Genomic DNA, 22,508 nt, shown 5'->3' with positions numbered 1-22,508 from the left:
GGTAACCACCTCTCTTGACGGAAATCTGTACATTCTGGAAACATTATATCATATTCTAGATATAATATTTCTAGCGATAGATATAGTATCGAATAATACATAGAAGAGCGGGGGTTGATATAAATAAAAAAGAACAATAGTTAAAACAAAGAGAGAAAAACAAAATTTATATTTTTAAGTTTCAAAAAAAAATGATGACGAATTAAAATATTGGAGGCGATTCTATGGATTCTATTTACTTTGACAACGCATCTACATCATTTCCTAAAAGTAAAAAAGTATTGGAAAGTATTTCAGATTTTATAAAAAATACTGACGGTAGTTACAATCGTTCAGAATCAACTGAAGAAAGTGATTATATCTTTGAAACTAGGAGAAAACTAACAGAGCTTATAGGAGTAAAGTATCCAACCCATATTATATTTACAAGTAATGCAACAGAAGCTCTGAATACCATTATTTTTGGATTCGTAAATAAAAACGCAAATATAGTTTCTACTGTCACAGAACATAATTCAGTAATACGTCCGTTAACCTATTTACAAAAGATTAGAAATATAACAGTTGATTGGGTTGAATGTGATCGCTATGGTTTAATCAATGTAGATGAACTAATTGATTTTATCGATGAAAAAACAGATCTTGTTATAGTGAACCATGGTTCAAATGTAACTGGTCAAGTACAACCAATCGCCGAGATTTGTAAACGTGTCAAACAAAAAGGAGATATTCCTATTTTGATTGACATGTCTCAGACCATAGGGCATATAGAAATTGATAAAAATAACCTTGAAGCAGATTTTATCGTTTTTACTGGTCATAAAGCTTTGAAAGCGTTATCTGGTATTGGTGGGTTTTATATTAACCCCAAGCATACTAGTATTTCTCCTTTGAAAGTTGGTGGCACCGGTGTTTTATCAGAACTTCTTAGTCAGCCAAGGACTCTCCCATATTATTTTGAATCAGGAACATTGAACTATCCAGGAATTTTTTCTTTGTATTGTAGTTTATCAGAAATGTCTATAGAGACTTTAAAAAATAAAAAAGAATACATATATACTCTGACGGATTATTTAATAAATAAATTAACTGATATGCATAATATTGATATTTATAGCAATGCCAATGTATTAGGTATCGTTTCTTTTAATATTAAAGGAATGATTGCTGCACGAGTTTCTAGCTTACTTCAAAAAGAAAATATTAAGACACGCTCAGGTTTACTATGCGCACCCTTTTTACACCATCATATCCATGACAATGTATATGGTTGTGTGAGGATTAGTTTATCTGAATCAAATACAAAGGAAGAGGCAGACAAACTAATAGATATCTTGGGAGGGATTTGTAACAAGGTGGGAGAATATCAAAATATTAAGCTTCCAAGGGTTTATGAATTGCCCATTCCAGAAAGGAAGTATTTCAATGAAAAATAAAACGATTGATTTTTGTACATTTTGTTCTCAGGAAAAAGATAAAATTTATATCAAAACTGAAAATTTTACAGTCTGGTTAGCTATTGGTCAAATCGTTGAAGGTTATTCACTAATTATGCCTAATGATCATTATCATTGTATTGGTGCTCTACCAGATATTTTAAAAAAAGAATATCTTCAATTAAAACAAAAAGTACGAAATTTATTAACTAAGTATTATGGGGCGTGTATTTTTTATGAACATGGACGTGTAGGTTATTGTAATGTACAACCTGGAGAGCAATTATGCTACCATAGACACTTGCATGCGGTACCTGTTGCGATTGACTTACTAGAAAGTTTTAAAGCGGATGGATTATTTCCTATCGAGTTAGAAAATGATCGTGAATTTTTCAAGGCGTATATGGAATATGGACATTATTTATATTATGAAGATGTAACTTCAAGGAAGTTTCTTGTACCAATTACGCAACCTTTACAAAGACAGTATTTAAGGTTTATAACTGCAATAAAAATTGGAAGACCAGAATTAGCAAACTGGCAAGAATTTCCTGAGTGGAATAAATTTTACTCAGCGAAGAAAAAGTTAATTATAGGTGAAAATAATGAATAAACTAATTAGAACCAAATTAAGAGAAAAAATACTTGAAACTAATCCAAATGCTAAATTCATTGATTTAACGTCTATTGAAGTAGAAAGTGAACTTAAAAAAAAGCTATTAGAGGAAGTACAAGAATTTATTGAGGCTAAAAGTGTGTATGAAAAAAATGAAGAGATGGCAGATATTCTAGAAGTAATCGACGCATTTTATAGTTTTGACTTATTAAAGAAAGAACATGTATTGCACGCTAAAACTAAAAAGTACGAAGAACGAGGTGGGTTTAATGAAGGAATATATTGGAAACAGTAATATCCATTCCTTTGTAACTGTAGCAATGAACAAACCGAAAGAATTGAATAGATTATTGGAATATATCGAGAAGCTTATTCGCCCTGATCTTTACCAATTTGAATGGATTATTGTAACAAATGACTCAATTTCAACTAGTTCTATTCCAAATGTATCAATTTATGAACATGCACAAGGAAATATTTCTCAATTAAGAAATTATGGGGCTGATTTTGCAAAAGGAGAATTTATAACTTTTCTAGACGTAGATATGATATTTAAGCAAGATTTTTTTGAAGAAATTATTCTTAAATTGAAAAAAGTTACAAATAAAACTGTGCTTTTACATTATATTTATGGGTTTAATGTAGAAGATACTCTACCTAATCGATCTATTTTTGAAAAAATATCTCCGATGAATGTTGGGCAGTTTTTAAAAACATATGAGGACGTCTGGAGTGATTATAGAAAAGATGTTTTTCAACTGTATAAAGATGATCTCTCAACGTTGAGAGCTCCATGGGTATATGGATGGAGTGGTGCTTTCACATGTAATAACTCCGAATTTATGAAAGTGAAAGGATTTGATGAATCGTTTAATGGTTGGGGAGCAGAAGATACGGATTTGTCTTATCGATTATTTCTAAATAATAACACTTTTATAATTTCTGAAAAATCTCCGGTTATTCATTTTCCGCATCCAAGTAAGTCAAAAAACATTTCTAAGGAGTATTTTAATAATAGGTGCAAACTTTTTATGAAGAATCCAGCAATAGAAAGTGAATTATATAAATACATTACTGGGATAAATTTGAATAACGTTCTCAATAAATTAGAAGTAACTGTTATTTGTTCGATGTCACCAGTTTATGCTCACCATGACTTGAGTGCTATCAAGTCAAAAATGAAAAGCAATAATTTATTCATAGGGACTGACTCACTTGGCATATTAAAACAGTTATTGCCCCAAGAAATACTAGTATGGTCCGATAGGTTTGAGCAAGTTGTGAATAAACACCTTTCGACAATCAAGACGACTAAATATTTTGGTGTTTCTACAAATTACAAGGATAACTATTTTGATTGCGTATTTCTTTTTGACGCAGGAATTTCTATATTTCCAACTTTGAAAAAAAGAATTTTTATGGAAGCATATAGAATTGGAACTGAAGTGTATCTTGTTAAAGATCCTTTGTTTTATCCATTGGAAGAATTTAAATTAGAAATGACTGAATTTCAAAATAACGAAATAATAAATATTGAAATTTGAGGAGGCCTTTGGATGGGCTTAGCATTATGTTTAATGATGAAAAACGAAGAAGAATATTTAGATGATTTTTTTCGAAACTGCTTTGCTGATGCTATTTATGTACTTGATACGGGATCAACTGATCAATCAATTCAAATTGCGCAAAAATATACAACTAATATTTATAGTAAGCCTTTTAATAATGATTTTTCAGCTATGAGAAATTATTTGCTAGAGAAGGTAGAAGAAGATTGGATATTATTCTTGGATGCAGATGAGTTACTATTGGAATCGGATTGGTACAAAATTAGACATTTTATAAAAAGTAATAGTGATGATAGCAATACTGGTGGCTATAGATTTTTAAGGTATAACTTTTTTGGAACAGGTGGGTGGTACTCTGACTCAATGGTAAAATTGTTTCGGAATCATTGTGGATTTAAATATTATAAAAAAGCCACTGAAAAAATAGAACCATCAATTAAATGTAAAGGGTTTAGTGTTGCCGATATTCCTATTACACTCAATCATTTAGGCCACCTAAGACCCTTCAAAGAACGACAAATGAAAAATGAAAAGTATATTCAAATAATGAACGAGCAAATTTTGAATAACCCAAAAGAGACACTAGCGAAATCTTATTTGGCAATCATACAAAGAAATGCAGGAAAACTAAAATTAGCAAAGAAGAATGCACAAGAAGCAGCAGAAGCTAATCCAGATAGTGAAATTGCTCAACTCTTTTTAGGATATATTTTTAGAAGTGAAAATGACATTCAACGATCAAAAAAACAATTTCAAAAAGTACTAATCATTAATCCTAAGAATACTAGGGCTCTAAATTCATTAGGAATAACAGAACTCTGTTGTGGGAATTATGAAACTGCTAGGGAATTTTTCGAGAAAGCATTTGAAATTTCACCTCTGTGTATACACATATATATAAATATAGGGCTAACCTACTTTTTTTCCGAGAACTATTTTCAAGCACTCTCATTTTTTAAGCGTGTGCTTGAGATCAATCCATATTTTGGTATCGCTACGACTCAAGGGATATTAGAAATGGACTTTTACAAGTCCCATTATTATGAAACAATTCCCAATTATTGGGGAGTGAGAACGTATATTACAATTTGTGAAAAGGAGTTAGGGAATGATGGATTCTATTTTTTTTATAAGTGACATCGATGGAACAATCTATAGAGAGAAAAAAGTAACAGAAGAGGAATTGTTCTTTTTAAGTTCTGTATCTAAAAGGCATCCAATTGTTTTGGCTACAGGAAGAAATTACGCAATGTTCCATCGTTTTATACAAGAATATAACTTTGAATATGAATATTGTATACTTAATAATGGTGCTTTAGTAATGGATAAACACGGTTCCATACTTTTAAGTTTAATTATGAAAACTAGTATGATATTACCGATAATTCAAAAAATGTTAGTAAAAAAAGAGACCATTATCAATATTACATTTAGTCATCTTCAACAGAATATTTTTTTAGAAGGAATCCATAGTAATAATTTTTTGAAAAGAACATCCAATACCCCTTTAATAACAAACTCTGTTACTTTAGAAGTCAATGGTTATAAAGAATTAAGCAGTGAAATAGATATTTTCACAAAAGCTATAGAGAGGACAGGCTTTCAGGTGAATAAAAATAAAAAATACATTGATATTTCACCACTTGGGAGTGGAAAGGCTAGTTCCGTTATTTGTTTAGGAAATTTAGTCGAAGCTGATGTCAGCAACTCAATCATTGTTGGAGATGAATTAAATGATAAAGAGATGCTTATGCTTACTGAAAAATCATATTGCATGGTTAATGGAAATAGTGAGTTATTTACTGTAGCAAATAATATTATTAGTTCACTCACAGAAATCTCCTTAAAAAAGGAAGAACAAAATGAATAAAGTATATAGTACGATTGAAAATAATTTACTTTTAAAAATATTGCGAAATAGTTTTATTTCATTGATGCCAATTACGATTATCAGTTCATTTTTTATTCTGATAGTGAATTTTCCTATCCCAACTTTTACTAAATTTATGGAAAAAAATTTCAATGTATTATGGATGACTGCCCTTCCTTCAATTCCCAATGCTTTTAATAATCTGATAGGTTTGTTTATTTTAATATCGATTGCCTATAATTATTGTAAAATAAAAAAGAAAGATTATATACTGTACATCACATCAACAATATTCGCTTATTTTATTTTTTTGCCGCTTGAATCCCCAGATCAATTGATCGATTCACTTGGATCACAAGGTATATTCTTTTCGATGCTTTGTGCTCTTATGACATGCGGTATATTAACTGTAAGTTTTAAAAAGAAAAAAAAGATAAATCTACATTCTTCTGTTCCAAGAGAAGTAGCAGAAAGCTTTGAATATTTGTTACCTTTCCTTACGACCACGGTAGTATTATTTTTTATAAAATTAGTCTTAGTAACTTTAAAAATAGACAATCCATCTAGTATGATCAATGGATTAATCCAAGTACCGATCACGAATTTAGGTAGTACTCTTCCAGCAGTTATCATAATTAATCTAGGAATTACATTGTTATGGTTTTTTGGGTTTAATGGGAGTTATCTATTCAATTCAATAATGAATCCGATTTATTTTTCATTAAATATGGAAAATCTTTTGAGTATAACCAAAGGAGAAGTTCCTAAAAATATTATTACTGGAACGTTCCAATCTTTATTTATTAATTTTGGAGGAAGCGGAAGTACCTTTGCATTAATTCTAGCAATACTATTCTTCTCAAAGAACAGTGAAAAAAAAAGTATAGCAAAAGTATCATTTATCCCAGGTTTATTTAACATAAACGAGCCAATAATTTATGGCCTTCCGATTTTACTAAACTTTAGAGTATTTTTCCCATTTATTCTTTGTCCAGTAGTCAACACAGTCATAGCTTATTTTTCTATGAGTGTAGGAATTGTAGCGAAAACAAATGGCATCCAAATTCCATGGACGACACCACCTATTATTTCTGGATTCTTAGCCTCTGGAGTTTCTGGAGCCTTTCTGCAAATGGCTTTGATTGCATTGAACATCATGATATATGCACCGTTCGTAAGGACTAAAAATAAAGGAACTTTGATTGGGTAGGCACGACAGATTTGCTGTACTCTCATTCGTTCTAAACTAAGCCTGTTTTAAAATTTCCAATTCTCTTTATTTCATGTTTAATCATAGTCTTACTGAACATCGGCGCTACTCTAGATGAAAGTGCAGTGATTTTTGGTGGTTGTATTTTTATCGTTTGCGCAGAGTGATTTTACCGTTGATCCCTGGAAATTCTGCCATTGGTGCTTTACTTGTGTTTGTCCAAGCAGTTTAAGCGTATCGCACACTGCAACGATCGGCCAAAGCATTGGCTTCTCTATTTGTTACGGCGATTCACCATCATGTAACCATTGCACCAATCAACGTCAACACAGCAGCAAGTTAGTGATCTTCATCTGCTTTTTGTATTAGGTTTTTATAATGAGAAAAGCTATGTGATCTTAACCTGTGATGAACATACAAACATCGTACGTTTTTATGATGAAAAGCATAAAGAAATCAATAAGTATGAATTTTTTAAGTAAAAATGTGGTACAATAGCGAAGTGTTTATCACAGTAGCGAAAAAGTGAATAGAGTAAAAGAGGGAAACAGATGAATTCAAAAGAGAAAATGCTTGAAATAATCAAAAAGAAACAAGGTGGCGGTCGAGTTGAAAAGATGGCTACGCCAAAGAATGATCGTAGTAACATGAGAAAAGGACCTAAAATCTATAATAAATAATGAACGACTGGTATATATCAGCTGAATTATTTGTTGTTATAAACTAACACTAGTGAGTAATCACTGGTGTTTTTTTGTCTAAAAACGAAGAAATAGGTCTCTAGTAAAATAAACCTCCAAACAAATATAAAGAATTATTGGGAAAAAAATCAGAAAAAAACCTGTTTGATAAAAATACATAAGCTATTTTTATTTTTATAAAATCACATTAAAGAGAACGTTGGAAAACGATAGTTATTGTTATTTTATATCGTTTTGGTTTTTAGAATATAATAACGATTAAATGAAAAATACATTAAATAGCTTTTTTAATAATGTTTTTATGCATATTTTTATGATTTTTTATAAAAAATTCATTTTGGAGAAAAAAGTGTATTTAGAAATTGGTTATTTAATGTTAAGGTATTTAGGAAGATAGCTACGAGTAAATATAACGGAATCCTTTTTTGTTTTACGATTGGGTCTCTCTTTTTTCAATAAATTATTTGATGATAATGAATTAGGAGGAAAAAAAATGGAAGAATATTTCTCAATAATTCCTGAATAATTAAATGAGAAATCAGGCTGAATAAAAAGCCAAGTTGAAGAAAGGCTCTTAAAAAATAAATCGAATGAACTAGATACACAATCTGCTGGAAACGACAAAAGAAATTATTTTAAAAAATTGTATGACTTTATTTAATTTTTTTAATGTCATGTGGTTCATTACAGTTGTATCGATCGGATCTTTTAGAAATAGTTTTTTTAAGGTCTCGATTTTAGTCAATACATCTATGGGGATTTACCAAGAAATCAAAGTAAAAAGGACGATTGAAAGACTTAGTGTTTTAAAGCAAGATCATGTGCCTGTTTTGCGAGAAGGGAAAAAGCAACGATAAAAAATTGAAAAGTCCAACGGTTTCGATTCTTATGAAAAAGAGGGCTTAGCAATATTAGAAATCCTTCCTAATATCAGAATGTTTGATGAGCAAGGCGCTGAACGGAGATTGAATTTACCGTTGTTTGAGAAAAACATAGTTTGCATCCTGGAGTATACGTAAAAGCGGAGGCAAGTAACGTGGTGATCGTAGATCCAAAAGATGTACCTCCAGAAGTGAAAAGGAACTTGCTGAATGATTAAAAAATGAAAGGTGGTGATGCGTATGGAGTGATGGAGACCTTTATCGGTAGATCCAATTAAACCTTTAGTAAAGGGGCAAGAAAAATTGAGAAAAATATGTCTATTGATCAGTAGTGCATTGATGGTTCTGTTTGTTGGTTACCACGAGGTAAATGAGCAAAATTTGCCTGTTTTAACTGATAAAAGCGCTGATTTTTCAGGGATCATTGATGCCGCAGACCTGCCTTCTTTAAAGTATTGGAGGGATGAAGTCATTCAAGGTAAGGGAATGAGAGATCTTGAACTCAAATTGAAGTTACAAGATATCAAGAAAATCAAGGATTGTACTTTCATGAGACAAATGACAGAAAGTGATGTGATCATCAATGTAGATGGAGATAGATGGTTGCATGATACGATCAGCAATAGTCGTAAAGTTTATGTCTATTTGACGAAAGAACAGAGATTTGTAGGAAGTGGCCGGATCAAAGAGTTACCAATCGAATCCATTCAAGCGATACGATTCGGACATAAAAAAAATTCAGATTAAAAGGAACGGTGAAAAAAATGGGAAATTCAATTCAAAAATTAGCAGGAATCTCTGCAATGCTATTTAGTGTAGTTTTACTCGTGGGAAGATTATTTCAAGTCATCAGTGATGGACAAACGAATAGTACGATATCGATTCTCTTGAATGGTATGAATTTCATTGTACTATTTATGGTGATTTATGCTTGGCACAAAATAAAACAACAAAAAAAATCAGCGACACCACATTTTATCACGCTCATTGGTTTAGGTATTGCTCAATCTGTGATCATCATTAATCAAGTCAATATCGTAACAAATTATGCTGGGATCTTCTTACTATTAGTTGGTGGTTTTTTAGTATACAGTAGTGGTATTGTTTATTTAGTGAAACGATGAAAAAGAACAGAATATCAAAAAAACAATGCAACAACTAAGTAATTGATCTGGCGGAAAAATACGAGAGTTGTCGCATTGCTAATTATTAAGTATAGATAGATAACAAACATGAGTCAAGAATGTTCATTGAAACAACTCATTCATTCTTGACTCATGGTATGTTCAAAGGATGAAATCGACAGATGAAAAATAGGGGCGGATATTATGAAATCACTATTCCTGATGCCATTTAATTTGAGAACAGAATTACTTGATGGAGAATCGTTTAATTATGCCAGCAAAAATGATCGATTACATAAACTTTTAGATAGTTCGCCCTCAAAAAAACTTGATCATCAGGTTCGTCAACAAGCAAAAAAAGCTTGGATCAGCGTGAGTATCACAAAATACTTCAATCGGCACCCAAATGTTTCGCCAATGAGTCTTGGATTGTTACTCTTTTTGGCGTTGCATTTTTTGTTCTTTTTTATCATAGACAAAGAAAAAGAACAATGAACAAAAAAGTCAGATGAAAGGAGAGAACCTTCTATGCAGACGAGAACAGATAAACAGATCGATGTCTTTGTTTTAGTGCTTGTGGTTACCATTTTAAGCGTTTATCTTATACGGAACCACAGGGATGATTTATTTCAAGTGTTTCGCTGTCTTAAACTATTTTGAAAGAATGTCGCACTACGTTTTTGTTCGATTCTTTTCCTTCCTTGGTTGGAATTTATGGTCTAACAGCTCCATTTGTGAATAGTCACAAGTCTTAGACCTAGGGAGAAATTTTAGACGTTTCTCCCTAAGTATACAGCAAAAATCGAATAGCCCCTTGAAACTATCAATGACTTGAAGCACGTTCAATCAAATGTAGTTTTAAGTCTGTCCACTCCTCATGTGTCGGGATTTGGGCAATTTGAATCACTTCACAGGCCATTTTCTCCGCAAGATCATAGTTACTGATGATGAGACAAGCTCCTAACTCGTCGATCTTTGTTTGTGTAATCGGTTGATCGAAAAGAAAAAGAGGGTGATACGTTTCAGGTAGCCATTTTTGGATCATAGCCATTAAAAAATTATCATAGCCAGCATCTCCATGAAAAGTAAAGACGATCATTTGCTTTTTCCTTCTTTGGATTTGCTGATAGGAGGATTGGATCATACTCAAAGATAGTGCAACTTCTTTTATGCAGGTCATTGGTATGATCTCTTGCCATTTTAGTTGCTGCAATCGGTCTTGCCAGGAGTGATAGAGTGCTTCAAAGTATGGATCGACTAAATGATCAATCGACAGCGGGTGATTCTCAAAACCATCAGTGATTTTATTAAGTAAGCGAAGATTAGCTAAATAAGCACTCATTTGCTCAATACCTTCCTTTGTTGTACCGTCAATAAGCACTTCGTCGAGTAGAAATTGCTTGATCCATTTTTTGGCTGGTGCTTCTTCTTGATAATGGGTCGCTTTATGCGATATTGTCTCTTGATAGTTAGATGAGCTATAGGAAATACAGTGTAAAGCAATCAAATAAGCCCAAACTAGTTCATTTATAGACAGCTGTTGGATACCAAGAATCTCTCTCAGAAAAGGAGTGATTTTTTTTGAGAACCTTTTGAAGCTTTTTCTAGACTGGATCATACTCAATGTTTCTGAGGGGATTTCACCTTGTTTACGACGCAACCATCTTTCTTTTAAGATGGACAACCATAGCGTAGCACGAAAATTACTAATATGTAAATGAGACTGAAATACTTGCTCTAGTTCAGCGAACATGACTTTGTATGTCTCTTGAGAGGATAAATAAGTATGATCTGTAATGATCGTTCGTCGAAAACTCGTATAAAAGTAAAAAAAGAAAAAACGAATCTCGTTTTCTTTTCCAATAAGATCACCATTTTTGGGAGAGAGTTGGATTCGGTAGTTTTTTAGTTCATGGTTCATGTGTTGAATGATTTTGCGTAAAGCTGAACTAGATAAATGATATTCCAAGCGCATGGCTTCGAAGGATTGCTGATTTCCCCGAAGGCTACGGTCAATGATCTTATAAGTAATCGTTTCTCTAACAAGAGACAAAAGATATGTATCCAGTGTTTCCCCATTGGGTATTTTTAAACGGTAGCCAATCATTTTGATTGATTGCAATTGAATCGATGGTGGTAATTTGGTACGTAATGCCTGAATATCTGAACGTAGAGTGGGTGGTGTGCAGCCTATTTCTTGAACTAATTCAGTGATCGAAGTGATGTCATTTCGTTTTCTCAAATTAGTAAGAATCTTGATTTGACGATGTAATTGTTTATTTTCATGTAGTTTGAAAAAAGGTTCCATTAATTGCTCCTTTCGTTTGGTGAACGCTGATTCGATTGTTTTATTTTATCTCGCTTATTTTGCAAATACAAATCTATTTTTAAATATTTTTTTCGAAAAAAAAAAATAAAAAATTTTCTTTCACGGATTACGGTAAAATTTAGTTGGATGTTTTTTTATCTTTCTATAATTTGAGGAGTTGAATAAACAATGGACCACAGAAAAATAGTAAAAGTGACAGCTTCAATGTTATTACTCATGAACGCATCCCAACAGAGTATCATGACGTTTGCTGATCACTTAGACAGTGGACAAATGACAGAAGAGCTAGTCAGTTCGACCATCGAAGAACCAACAGAGAACAGCGTGATGGAAACAGCAGAAAACGAAGCGATGGATGAGCAGCAAATAAGCGAAACACCAGAATCCTCAGCGACTGTTCCATCTGAAGTGCCGACACAACCCACCACAGAAACAACGCCAGATGTAAATGCTGAGGTAGAGCAATCGACTGTCGATTCGACAGTTCCCACCACTGTGGAACAAGAAGTGACGGATGTTTCTAGTGCCCCAGTTATTCCAGATCCAAATGCCAAGACGGAATGTTTTGAGATAGAGGTGACAGAAGAGCAATTGGCATCTGGTGTGTTCGGTAGCAGTCCTTGGCGGATCGACCAAGAAGGTGTTTTGTACATAGATGCAGGAACATTAGGAGAAACAACTTTGGCGGCTCGTGCGCCGTGGTTTCCTCACCGTTCACTCATCAAAAAAGTGGTTCTTACTGGACCAGTGGTAGCGAATGCTGAATCACTAGGATTGTTTTTTGATCTGAATCAGCTAACGACGATCGAGAATTTAACCAATCTAGATACAAGTCAAGTAACGAATATGGATTATTTCTTTGCTTGGTGCCAGCAACTGACCTCATTGGATCTTACAACTTTTGATACCCAAAATGTTCGTTCGATGAACCACATGTTCAATGGGTTGTCTTCTGTCAGTACGCTCGATCTAACCAACTTCAATACTGCGAACGTCACTGAAATGAGTCATATATTTTATGGGATGAGTGGATTGACTTCATTAGATTTGTCCAGTTTTAACACGACGAACGTGTCGAACATGAGCTACATGTTTTATGATTGCTCTGCCTTGACGACACTGGATGTAACTGGTTTTCAAACAGCCAACGTGACAAATTTCAGTCATATGTTCCGCGGTTGTTCCGGATTGGCTCAACTGGATCTTTCTAGTTTTGTAACGAGTCAAGCAACAGAAATGTCCTTCATGTTCCATGGCTGTTCGGGATTACAAGCGTTAGATGTGACACATTTTGATACGAGCAACGTTATGTACATGCATTATATGTTCCATGGCTGTTCCGGTTTGACAGAACTTGATGTTAGCCGCTTTGATACGACAAACGTGACTTCTATGTACTATATGTTTTTCGGTTGTTCCGGTCTGACAGCGTTAGATGTTACGAACTTTTCAACAACTAACGTGACAACAATGAGTTTTATGTTTGCAGAATGTCTCAATTTAGAAGCAATCGATGTCAGTGGTTTTGATACGGAGAATCTTCGATTTATGCGAGGAATGTTTAGAAACTGCCAAAAGATCACTGAATTGGATCTATCACATTTTAAAACTGGCAAGGTGCAATTGCAGCAAGAGATGTTTGCTGGTACAACCTCCTTATCGAAAATCTCTTTAGGTGTCCAGTTTTATTCTTTAAATGATACCAATATTCCAGAGTTGCTCGCTACAGAAGAGCATACGGGGTATTGGCAAAACGTGGGATCTGGCACAGACGATGTCCCACTCGGTGAATATGTATTAAGCTCCTCTTCACTGATGTCAACTTATGAAAATAGTATGGCGGATACTTATGTGTGGCAACCAACCGCTAGTGAGTCGATCCGCGCAATTGATTCAACGATTTATGTTGGTGATAGTTGGGAACCAATCGACAATTTTGTTTTAGCGACCGATCCAAATGGAGAATCAATTCCTTTTGATGAAAGTATGGTCACTGGTACAGTGGATACGACGACAGCAGGAGTCTATCCAGTGACTTATACCAATGGATCTGCAAGTCAACAGATCAATGTGACTGTCGAAGAAAGTCAAGAAACCCTTAAAGTCACAGATTCGACGATCATTGTAGGGGATGCTTGGACACCAAGTGATAATTTTGTTTCCGCTACTGATAAAACGGGAGAATCTGTTGCCTTTGATGAAAATATGGTCAGCGGCTCAGTCGATACGACGCAAGTAGGTGAGTACAAGATCACCTATACTTTTGGGAGACTCAGTCGTGAAATCACAGTGACCGTCATTGCTAGTCAAGAAGCGATCAAGGCGACCGATTCAAGGATTCATACAGGGGATGTTTGGCATCCAAGCGATAATTTTATCTCAGCGACCAATAGAGCAGGTGACACTTTGCCATTTGATGAAAGTATGGTGTCAGGCACCGTTGACACCGGACGAACAGGAAACTTCATCATTACTTATACGAATGGAGAAGCCTCTCAAAAAATCACAGTGACCGTGGTTGAAAATAGAGAAACGATCCAAGCAAAAAATGGCAGCATTTATGTCGGTGATAAGTGGGCGCCAAGTGATCAATTTGTATCTGCTACAAACAAAGATGGGGAAATGATCGTTTTTGATGAAAGCATGGTCAGTGGTACGGTAGATACAACTAAAGCTGGCGATTATCCGTTGACTTATACTAACGGTCGAGCAACAGAAGAAGTCATGGTAGTCGTAAAAGAAAACGGAGAAACGATTGTGACAAAGGATCTCCAATTATATATCGGTGATACGTGGAACCCAAGCGATGGCTTCGTATCGGCAACAAATCGCGAAGGGTTCACTCTTGCATTTGACCAGAATATGGTGTCAGGTGATGTTGATACCAACAAAGAAGGAACCTACACGATCACTTATACGAATGGTTCCGTTTCAGAAACAAGTCAAGTGACAGTGAGTAAACGAGGGACTACGGGAGGAAATGCCAACACAGGCGGAGGGAATACTCAGCAAAAGAAAACAGCCAACACCTCTGCAACCTCAAAAAAACAAGTCCAAGGAAATGCAGCAAAAAATTTACCAAAAACGGGTGAGATCCGATCTAGTGCAACCGTTCTTGGTTTTGCTCTTGTTGGAGGAGCAATCGGAACCTATATCTACAAGAAAAAGAAAAATCGTAAAGATTGATTCTTTAAAATCAAAAAGCCAACTTAGTTTCGGAGTGATCCTAGACTAAGTTGGCTTTTTTGTGGCTCAACTATTTTGAAATTGGCTGTTGTATAAGCTCGCGTAAAGAGTTGGTTGTTGTAATAGTTCTGTATGTGTTCCTGTTTCAATGATATCTCCGTTTTGCATCACTACGATCATATCCGCATGTTCAATCGTAGAAAGGCGGTGGGCAATCACGAAACTTGTCCGGTTCTTAGTCAAAGCATTCATTGCTTCTTGGATCAACGCTTCCGTACGTGTGTCGACACTCGACGTTGCTTCATCTAAAATGACGACTGCAGGATTAGCTAAAATGACTCGTGCAATCGTTAAGAGCTGTTGTTGCCCTTGAGAAATCGACCCATTTTCGCTCGAGATAATGGTGTCATAACCTTGTGGCAATGTGCGGATAAAATGATCACATTGAGCAATTTTTGCTGCTTGAATGACTTCATCTCTGGTTGCCTCTTTTTTGCCGTAAGCAATATTTTCTGCAACAGTACCTTCGAATAACCAAGTATTTTGTAGTACCATGCCAAATAGATTCCGCAATTCATGGCGCGGCAAATCGGTGATGTCATGACCGTCGAATAAAATCTGACCGTCATTGATCTCATAAAAACGCATCAAAAGATTGACAAGTGTGGTTTTTCCGGCGCCAGTTGGCCCAACGATGGCAACAGTTTGTTGTGGCTTGACCGAGAAGTTAACATCTTTCATCAACGGTTTTTCTGGTGTATAACCAAAGCGCACATGTTTAAATTCAATAGCTCCTTGTGGTGTGATGATTGGATTTTCTACTACCTGATCAATGGCTTCTTCTGGCTCATCCATGATTTCAAAGATTCGTTCGATGGAAGCCATTGCTGATTGCACCGAGTTGATGACATAAGAAGCGGTAGAGATTGGTTCCGAGATTTGGTTGATGTACTGCAAATAGGCTTGCAAGAAACCAATCGTAATACCACCAGATAAAACAGATATTGCGCCAATGATCCCACTAGCGATAAACGCTAATTGATTGATCAAACGAATCGCTGGATAGATCGCAAAATTCATGAATTGCGCTTTTTTGAAAGCTTGCGATTGTTTTTCATTTACTTTATCGACTTCTTCAATCGCTAATGCTTGTTGGTTGAAAGCTTTGATCACCAAATTACCAGTCAAATATTCTTCCGCTTTATTGTTCAAATCTCCCAGTTCTTCTTGATTATTGTCAGAAATTTTTTTATTTTTGTTTGCAAATTTTGTTGTGACAACTGTGCTGATCGTAATCAAAACAAGAACAAGTAAAGTCAATTTTATATCGATGTAAAACAACATGATACCAGCTAAAAGAATCGTTACAAGAGAGGTGAAAAATTGATTGATACCTGTTAGTAAAACTTGTGATAGTTGATTTAAACCAGTAGTTGTACGACTAATGATGTCGCCGACTTGATGGCGGTCATAAAAAGCCATCGGTAGAGCTTTGAATTTTTTCGTGACTTCTTTTCGGACACGCAATGTTACTCGTTCACTCAATGAAGCCATTGCTCGTTCTTGGATAAAAGAAGTGACGCTACTCAGTAAAGAAAAGAGTATCAGCAGTATAACGGGTAAAAGCAATGTTTCTTTCACATCAGCCGCAGTCATTTGGGGCAAGCCAACAGCTTGGATACGTGCGAGTAGTTGGTCGATCCCGATACCCATGATCAGAGGCATTGCAACGACTAATGTATTGCCGATCAAGCTACAAAGTAATGAACCATAGAAGATTTTATGTTCGGGTTGGATCATTTTCCAGAAGCGTTTCAAACTTTGTTTTTTTATCGTTGTTTTAGTCATTTCCATCGACTACCTCCTTCAACAAACCTTGTGATTTCGCAAATTCCTGATACGAGTAATTGGTTTTCAATAACGCTTCATGCGTGCCTTGTCCGACGATCCGTCCCTCATCCAAAACAATAATATTATCAGCGTTCACGATGGTACTTAAACGTTGTGCCACGATGATCAATGTTTTATCTGCCATTTCTCGATGCAACGCACGGCGTAATTTGGCATCTGTCCGATAGTCCAATGCAGAGAAACTATCGTCAAAGACATAGATTTCAGCAGGTTTGACTAACGCCCTAGCGATACATATCCTTTGTTTTTGTCCGCCAGAATAATTATCTCCCCCTTGAGCAACAAAGCTGTCCAATCGATCGGGTAGATTTTCTAAGACTTCATTCAATTGTGCGACGCGAACTGCTTTGGTTAATTCTTCATCTGTCGCATGTTCCTTACCCATCAGTAGATTACTTCGAATCGTTCCACTAAATAAAAAAGCTTTTTGGGGAACATAACTAATATAGCTTCGCAGTGTTTCTTGGTTCATTTCTTTGATTGGAGTGCCTGCGAAAGTGATTTGGCCACTTGAAACATCATTTAAACGTAGCAATAATTTTGCAATGGTACTTTTTCCTGAACCTGTTCCACCAACAATCGCTGTGGTTTTACCTTTTGGGACGGAAAAATCAATGTTTTCCAACACAGGATCAGCGGTTTCGTTATAACGAAACGTGACATTCTCAAAGGATAAGAAAGTATCATCAACTGAATCGAAGGATAAAGTTTCTGGTTGGTCGGGATCTTTAATTTCGATTTCAGCGTGTAATACTTCCTCAATCCGTTTAAGACAAGAAATTGATTTTGGCACGATAACAAGAACCATTGCGGCAATCATCAAATAGGCAAGTGTCAACATCGAATATTCTACAATGGCAGTCACTGTGCCGATTTGTAAGCTACCATTAGCCACCAAACCGCCACCAAACCACAAAATAGAGGCATAAACGATGCCCATCAATAAAAAGGCAATGGGTGTGACCCAAGCAAAGATCCGATTGACACGAATCATTTGTTGCGCGTAATTTTCAAAGGTCTTATTTGTTCTTTTTTCTTCGTAGTCTTGATTATTAAAGGCACGGATCATATTGACACCTGTAAAGAATTCACGTAGCGTTGTCGTGACACGGTCCATCTTCGGTTGGATACTCAAAGATAAAGGCGTTCCTTTTTTCATCAAATAATACGTGACTAGAGCATAGACGAAGATCGAGCCTAAAGTGATCACTGTTAACTTGACGGAATGCTCCAACATCATCAGAATCGTAAATAGCGAAATGATCGGTGCTGGGATGATCATCTGGCAGAACATGACGATCATTTGTTGGACGTTATCTACGTCATTGGTCATTCTAGTCAAAAGAGAACCGGTGTTAAATCGATCAACATCTTTCATTGATAATTGTTGGAATTTTTGAAAAAAGCTTGCTCGTGTCTGATAGCCAAATCGAGCGGCTAACAAAGCAGAATAGTAGCTTGAGGCAACTGCGGCAAAAGATCCTAATAAGGCAACGATCAACATTTGAATTCCGATTTGTTGGATTTGTTTCACTTCGCCACTTGCAATCCCTGTATCTATGAGATCAGCTACTAACTTTGGCACACCGAGGGTTCCTAGAAGTTGTAAACAGATAAATAAAAGAGTAAGTAATGCAATTCCTTTATTGTTTTTTATAGATTTTTTTAATAATGTCATTGTGTTTCCTCCTTTTCCCGACAAATACGCATTCTACACCTTAAAGTTACTTGAAGGTCAAGAAGAAAAAGCATAAACTATCATTGAGGTGAAAGGTATGAAACGATTGTATTCGATTGGGGAAGTATCGGAGTTATTGAATATCCCTAGATCAACCATTCGGTATTGGGATGCAGAAGGATTGATCCATGCAGCAAGAGAAGAGGAAAATGGGTATCGATTATTTGATATCGATGCCATTTTTCAAGTATATGACATCAATTTTTATCGAAAACTAGATATTCCCATGAAGCAAATGAAAAATCTATATAGTAAATCATTAAATGAGATGTACGACATTTTAGCTGAAACGGAACAGCGCTTGGATCATGAGAAAAAAATCTTAGAACAAAAGCATAAAGAAGTATTATCAAGAAAAAACCAGTTGAAAGAAATGATCGATAGTGAACCAGATAAATTTCCTGAAGAAGAAATTCCCTTTCAAAAAATCGTCGTGGCAGCATCTGATGACATCTTATATTCAAAGGAATATCTAAAGAATTATTCAAGTTTCGTGATTTATTTTCCAGAAAATAATCAGAACAGTATTTATGGGTTCTGTACGGACGAGCACACGAAAAAACTCCCAGGCTCACAGACAATCTGGCAGAATGATCCTGCGAAAAAGTACGTGCGATTTCTATTAAAAGTCCAAGTGAATAACACAAAAAATAATAATCTATTTGAAGTAAAAGACAGGTTGCAAAAGCAAGGCTACCGATTAGGGCAAACGATTGGTCAATACTTGTTGACTCATACGACAAAGGACAAGATTTCCTTTGAATATTACCGAGCATGGATCGAAGTGAGTGAGGGGAAGTAGGATTAGTTGACATTCGGAAGTAAACATGGGATAGTAATTGACAATATCAAAGCGTAGAAGAGAAGAGTAACTAACGGTCAACGGTAAAAAGAGACTCCGGAGGGTGAAAAAGGAGACCTAAAACCTTAGTGAAGATGAACTTGGAGCTTGTTTTACTAGTAAGTGAGTAGAACCGGACTGCGACCGTTAACTCGCCGGATATCTGATGGTATCGTTGAGGCATTATTTGTGAGGATAATGTAAATAAGGGTGGTAACACGACGCATTCGTCCCTTTTGTCAAGAATTGGCAAAAGGGATGAGTGTTTTTTGTTTTCATCAGGTCTTCAGCTACTACGTAATCTAAGGAGGAATTTTTTTTATGACTAATCGTACCACATCCCCATTTCGTTATGACATCGTTGGGAGCTTTTTGCGCCCAGAGAAGTTAAAAAAGGCACGAAAAGCGTATAACGAATCGCTTATTTCTGTTACTGATTTGAAAGAGATCGAAGATGAAGCTATTATCGATCTGATCAAAAAACAAGAAGCTGCTGGCTTACATGCGGTGACAGATGGTGAGTTTCGTCGGAGTTGGTGGCATTTGGACTTTTTCTTTGGTTTACAAGGTATTGAGTTTTTTGTCCCTGAGCGAGGGTATCAATTTCACGGAGAAGAGACACGTCCAGGGACAGTGACTGTAACGGGAAAAATCAAGGGAGAAAAACACCCTTTTGTCGACCATTTTCGATTTACCCGGGCCCATACAAGTGAAGGAATCGAAGTAAAGCAAACCATTCCAGCCCCAGCACAATTGTTAGTCGAGTTATTACGTCCAGATATCTTGCCATATGTCCGTGACATCTATCCGGAAAATGAAGAACTTTTTCAAGATATCGTTACTGCTTATCGGCAAGTGATTGCGGATTTATATGAAGCAGGTGCCAGAACGATCCAATTGGATGACTGTACGTGGGGCGTATTAGTAGCACCTTTACCAGAAGGATTTTTAGCAGAGAGTGATAAAGAGGAAAGCGAGATTCGCAAAGAGTTGGCGCAGACCTATTTACAAATCAATAATGCGGTTCTTGGAAATCAACCACAAGATTTGATTTTGAATACCCATGTCTGTCGAGGGAATTACCACTCCACCTGGGCAGCAGCTGGCGGATATGAAGCTGTAGCTGAACCACTATTTACGGAAGAAAATGTTCATGCCTATTATTTAGAATATGACAACGATCGTTCAGGCGGTTTTGAACCACTTGCGAAAGTTGGTGAAGAAAAACTTGTAGTATTAGGATTGATAACCTCAAAATCCGGTGAACTTGAGGATCGTCAAAAAATCATCGAACGAATTTATGAAGCCACTCGTTACGTCCCTTTAGATCGATTGTGTTTAAGCCCACAATGCGGGTTCGCCTCTACCGAGGAAGGGAATATTTTGACGGAAGAAGCACAATGGGAAAAAATCGCATTGATCAAGAGTATCGCAGAAGAGGTTTGGAATTAAGGAATAGCCGACGAACCAAGTATTCAGGAAAACCGTTAAGAATAACTCAGTTGTTCTTAACGGTTTTTCTTGTTTATACGGCCTGACAGCTTACTGCTCAGGTCAGAGCGCTCATTTCACAACCTCCGATAAACGGTGTTCGAAAGCCAACTCCTACGACAGTAAGGCGGAACTTGAAAAAATATGAGAAGCTATTTTCCCAATTTCCGCCTTACTGCTCGGAGCTGAACGGCTTTCTCATGACCTCTGATAAACGGTGTTCAAGGCGCAACACTTCGGACATAAGCCAAAAAAATAGAAAATGAAAGAGCCATTTTCTATTTTTTCAATCTTATGCCTCAGTGCTGAACGCGCCTTTCACAACCTCTGATAAACGGTGTTCAATGAGCTGACCTTCAACACTAAGCTAAAAAATCGAAAAATATGAGGAGCTATTTTCCGATTTTCTATCTTACTGCTCAGGTCAGAGCGCTCATTTCACAACCTCCGATAAACGGTGTTCGAAAGCCAACTCCTACGACATTAAGTCGAAAATTGAAAAAATATGAGAAGCTATTTTCCCAATTTCCGTCTTACTGCTTGGAGCTGAACGGCTTTCTCACAACCTCTTTGGCACAAAACTTTCTCTTATCACTAATCGGGTGGGGTAGGTCAAAATAATGGGTTCGTCGCGGATTTGGTCGATTCTTTCGACGGCTAAGCGAACGGCGGCTTTACCGATGGATTTGGCATTGATTTGGACGGTGGTCAAGCCAGGAATTAGTTTACTGGCTGCTTCAATGTTATCGAAACTGGCGATCATGATGTCTTTACCGATGGCCAAATGGTGCTTTTTCATGGTGTGATAGACGCCGATTGCCATTGGATCGCTTCCTACAAGGAGTGCGGTTGGAAGTGGATCAGAGCTTTGGATCAGGTCTTCAGCTAATCGTTCACCGTCTTCTTCAGTCCAATTTCCCAGGTAGTGCGTACTGTAATCTTGTAACTGGTGATCGGACATGAAATGCAAATAGGCACGGACGCGTTTTTCATCTGGATTGATCGTCTTGCCTCCTCGTTCATCCATATCGACTTGGTAGCCACCGATATAGGCGATTCGATGATGCCCATTCTCTAGAAATAACTCTAAAACAGCTTTGGTCATTCGCTCTAAATCTCCATAAACCATATCGACTTCTTGTTGGATATCAGGATTATCAACAACGATCAAATGCTGATTTTGTGATAATAGATCAGTGATCGACTGCTTCGTCACTGTTCCAACTACGATGATCGCGCCTAGTTGATCTAGGTCTTTCCATTCCTTGGGATTGTCAGAGAGATTGTAAATTCGATTCATGCCAATATGCAGGCGGTTTGCTTCTTCTTCTAATCCCATACGTAATTCTTTGTAATAGACATCTTGTGCTTCACTTGCCTTACTGATCGTCGAGATCACACCGATCGAGGGCATTCGTTTTTTGATATATTTTCGTTTATTGATATCATAGTTCAATTTTTCTGCAACTTCAAAAATCCGTTTCTTTGTTTCTGGTGCGACATGGATCGTCTTATCTTGATTCAATACGCGCGAAACAGTTGCAGGAGAGACATTCGCTTTTCGAGCGACATCACGAATACCTACCATAAAATCACCCCTTTAAGA

At 36.2% G+C, this 22,508-nt stretch carries 18 protein-coding genes; 14 read left to right on the top strand and 4 right to left on the bottom strand.

Translation table 11 applies throughout. From position 1 onward, the window contains the following. Window positions 1-224: 224 nt before the first annotated feature. From IGJ19_RS07980 to IGJ19_RS07930, 11 genes are all read left to right on the top strand, one after another. Entirely contained in the window at window positions 225-1,436 is a 1,212-nt protein-coding gene (locus tag IGJ19_RS07980; protein ID WP_142433382.1) for an aminotransferase class V-fold PLP-dependent enzyme, read from the top strand. After that, window positions 1,426-2,049, top strand: coding sequence for a hypothetical protein (locus IGJ19_RS07975; protein WP_430603619.1), 624 nt, complete (start codon window positions 1,426-1,428; stop codon window positions 2,047-2,049). Before IGJ19_RS07980 ends, IGJ19_RS07975 begins: the two co-directional genes overlap by 11 nt. After that, window positions 2,042-2,347, top strand: a complete 306-nt coding sequence (locus IGJ19_RS07970) for a nucleoside triphosphate pyrophosphohydrolase (protein ID WP_081355902.1) — start codon at window positions 2,042-2,044, stop codon at window positions 2,345-2,347. The genes IGJ19_RS07975 and IGJ19_RS07970 overlap by 8 nt, the downstream gene beginning before the upstream one ends. Then, complete coding sequence (locus IGJ19_RS07965; protein ID WP_430603617.1) at window positions 2,322-3,596, top strand: glycosyltransferase family 2 protein; 1,275 nt, start codon at window positions 2,322-2,324, stop codon at window positions 3,594-3,596. Before IGJ19_RS07970 ends, IGJ19_RS07965 begins: the two co-directional genes overlap by 26 nt. A 12-nt stretch (window positions 3,597-3,608) precedes the next feature. Then, a complete protein-coding gene (locus IGJ19_RS07960; protein WP_115357739.1) occupies window positions 3,609-4,757 on the top strand; it encodes a glycosyltransferase in 1,149 nt (382 codons plus the stop codon). Then, window positions 4,729-5,490 (top strand): HAD-IIB family hydrolase, encoded by a 762-nt coding sequence (locus tag IGJ19_RS07955; RefSeq protein WP_115357738.1) that lies wholly within the window; start codon window positions 4,729-4,731, stop codon window positions 5,488-5,490. Before IGJ19_RS07960 ends, IGJ19_RS07955 begins: the two co-directional genes overlap by 29 nt. Next, the gene (locus tag IGJ19_RS07950; protein WP_071866284.1) at window positions 5,483-6,700 is read left to right on the top strand and encodes a PTS sugar transporter subunit IIC; all 1,218 of its coding nucleotides are present in this window, start codon (window positions 5,483-5,485) and stop codon (window positions 6,698-6,700) included. The genes IGJ19_RS07955 and IGJ19_RS07950 overlap by 8 nt, the downstream gene beginning before the upstream one ends. Before the next feature lie 551 nt (window positions 6,701-7,251). Continuing rightward, entirely contained in the window at window positions 7,252-7,380 is a 129-nt protein-coding gene (locus tag IGJ19_RS07945) for a hypothetical protein (RefSeq protein WP_010735268.1), read from the top strand. A 1,205-nt stretch (window positions 7,381-8,585) separates the two neighbouring features. Beyond that, on the top strand, window positions 8,586-9,029 hold the full coding sequence (locus IGJ19_RS07940; RefSeq protein WP_161643083.1) for a hypothetical protein: 444 nt from the start codon (window positions 8,586-8,588) through the stop codon (window positions 9,027-9,029). Between the two features lie 17 nt (window positions 9,030-9,046). Next, complete coding sequence (locus tag IGJ19_RS07935; protein WP_071866286.1) at window positions 9,047-9,406, top strand: hypothetical protein; 360 nt, start codon at window positions 9,047-9,049, stop codon at window positions 9,404-9,406. A gap of 204 nt (window positions 9,407-9,610) precedes the next feature. After that, entirely contained in the window at window positions 9,611-9,901 is a 291-nt protein-coding gene (locus IGJ19_RS07930) for a DUF3114 domain-containing protein (RefSeq protein ID WP_430603613.1), read from the top strand. Window positions 9,902-10,229: 328 nt separating this feature from the next. Here IGJ19_RS07930 and IGJ19_RS07925 read toward each other — a convergent pair whose 3' ends face one another. Further along, window positions 10,230-11,714 carry a helix-turn-helix domain-containing protein gene (locus IGJ19_RS07925; protein ID WP_430603611.1) on the bottom strand — a complete coding sequence of 495 codons (1,485 nt, stop codon included), beginning with the start codon at window positions 11,712-11,714 and terminating at the stop codon, window positions 10,230-10,232. A 189-nt stretch (window positions 11,715-11,903) separates the two neighbouring features. Here IGJ19_RS07925 and IGJ19_RS07920 point away from each other — a divergent pair, with 189 nt between their 5' ends. Further along, complete coding sequence (locus IGJ19_RS07920; RefSeq protein ID WP_430603609.1) at window positions 11,904-14,921, top strand: bacterial Ig-like domain-containing protein; 3,018 nt, start codon at window positions 11,904-11,906, stop codon at window positions 14,919-14,921. Between the two features lie 66 nt (window positions 14,922-14,987). Here IGJ19_RS07920 and IGJ19_RS07915 read toward each other — a convergent pair whose 3' ends face one another. Further along, the gene (locus IGJ19_RS07915) at window positions 14,988-16,775 is read right to left on the bottom strand and encodes an ABC transporter ATP-binding protein (RefSeq protein WP_185953870.1); all 1,788 of its coding nucleotides are present in this window, start codon (window positions 16,773-16,775) and stop codon (window positions 14,988-14,990) included. Then, window positions 16,762-18,510, bottom strand: coding sequence for an ABC transporter ATP-binding protein (locus IGJ19_RS07910; protein ID WP_430603606.1), 1,749 nt, complete (start codon window positions 18,508-18,510; stop codon window positions 16,762-16,764). Before IGJ19_RS07910 ends, IGJ19_RS07915 begins: the two co-directional genes overlap by 14 nt. A gap of 97 nt (window positions 18,511-18,607) precedes the next feature. On the opposite strand from IGJ19_RS07910, the gene IGJ19_RS07905 reads away from it, so the two are divergent. Together IGJ19_RS07905 and IGJ19_RS07900 are read left to right on the top strand one after the other, a co-directional pair. After that, window positions 18,608-19,372: a MerR family transcriptional regulator gene (locus IGJ19_RS07905; protein WP_074799289.1), complete on the top strand. Its 765-nt coding sequence runs from the start codon at window positions 18,608-18,610 to the stop codon at window positions 19,370-19,372. Window positions 19,373-19,732: 360 nt separating this feature from the next. Then, window positions 19,733-20,863, top strand: coding sequence for a 5-methyltetrahydropteroyltriglutamate--homocysteine S-methyltransferase (locus IGJ19_RS07900; RefSeq protein ID WP_074799287.1), 1,131 nt, complete (start codon window positions 19,733-19,735; stop codon window positions 20,861-20,863). Window positions 20,864-21,461: 598 nt separating this feature from the next. On the opposite strand, the gene IGJ19_RS07895 is transcribed toward IGJ19_RS07900, so the two are convergent. Further along, complete coding sequence (locus tag IGJ19_RS07895) at window positions 21,462-22,490, bottom strand: LacI family DNA-binding transcriptional regulator (protein ID WP_142433388.1); 1,029 nt, start codon at window positions 22,488-22,490, stop codon at window positions 21,462-21,464. Between the last annotated feature and the right edge of the window lie 18 nt (window positions 22,491-22,508).

Origin of the sequence: Enterococcus sp. DIV1368b, from assembly GCF_050529595.1 — a bacterium.
In the GTDB taxonomy this organism is placed as follows: Bacteria; Bacillota; Bacilli; order Lactobacillales; family Enterococcaceae; genus Enterococcus_B; species Enterococcus_B mundtii.
This window is presented reverse-complemented; position numbering and strand designations above follow the sequence as displayed.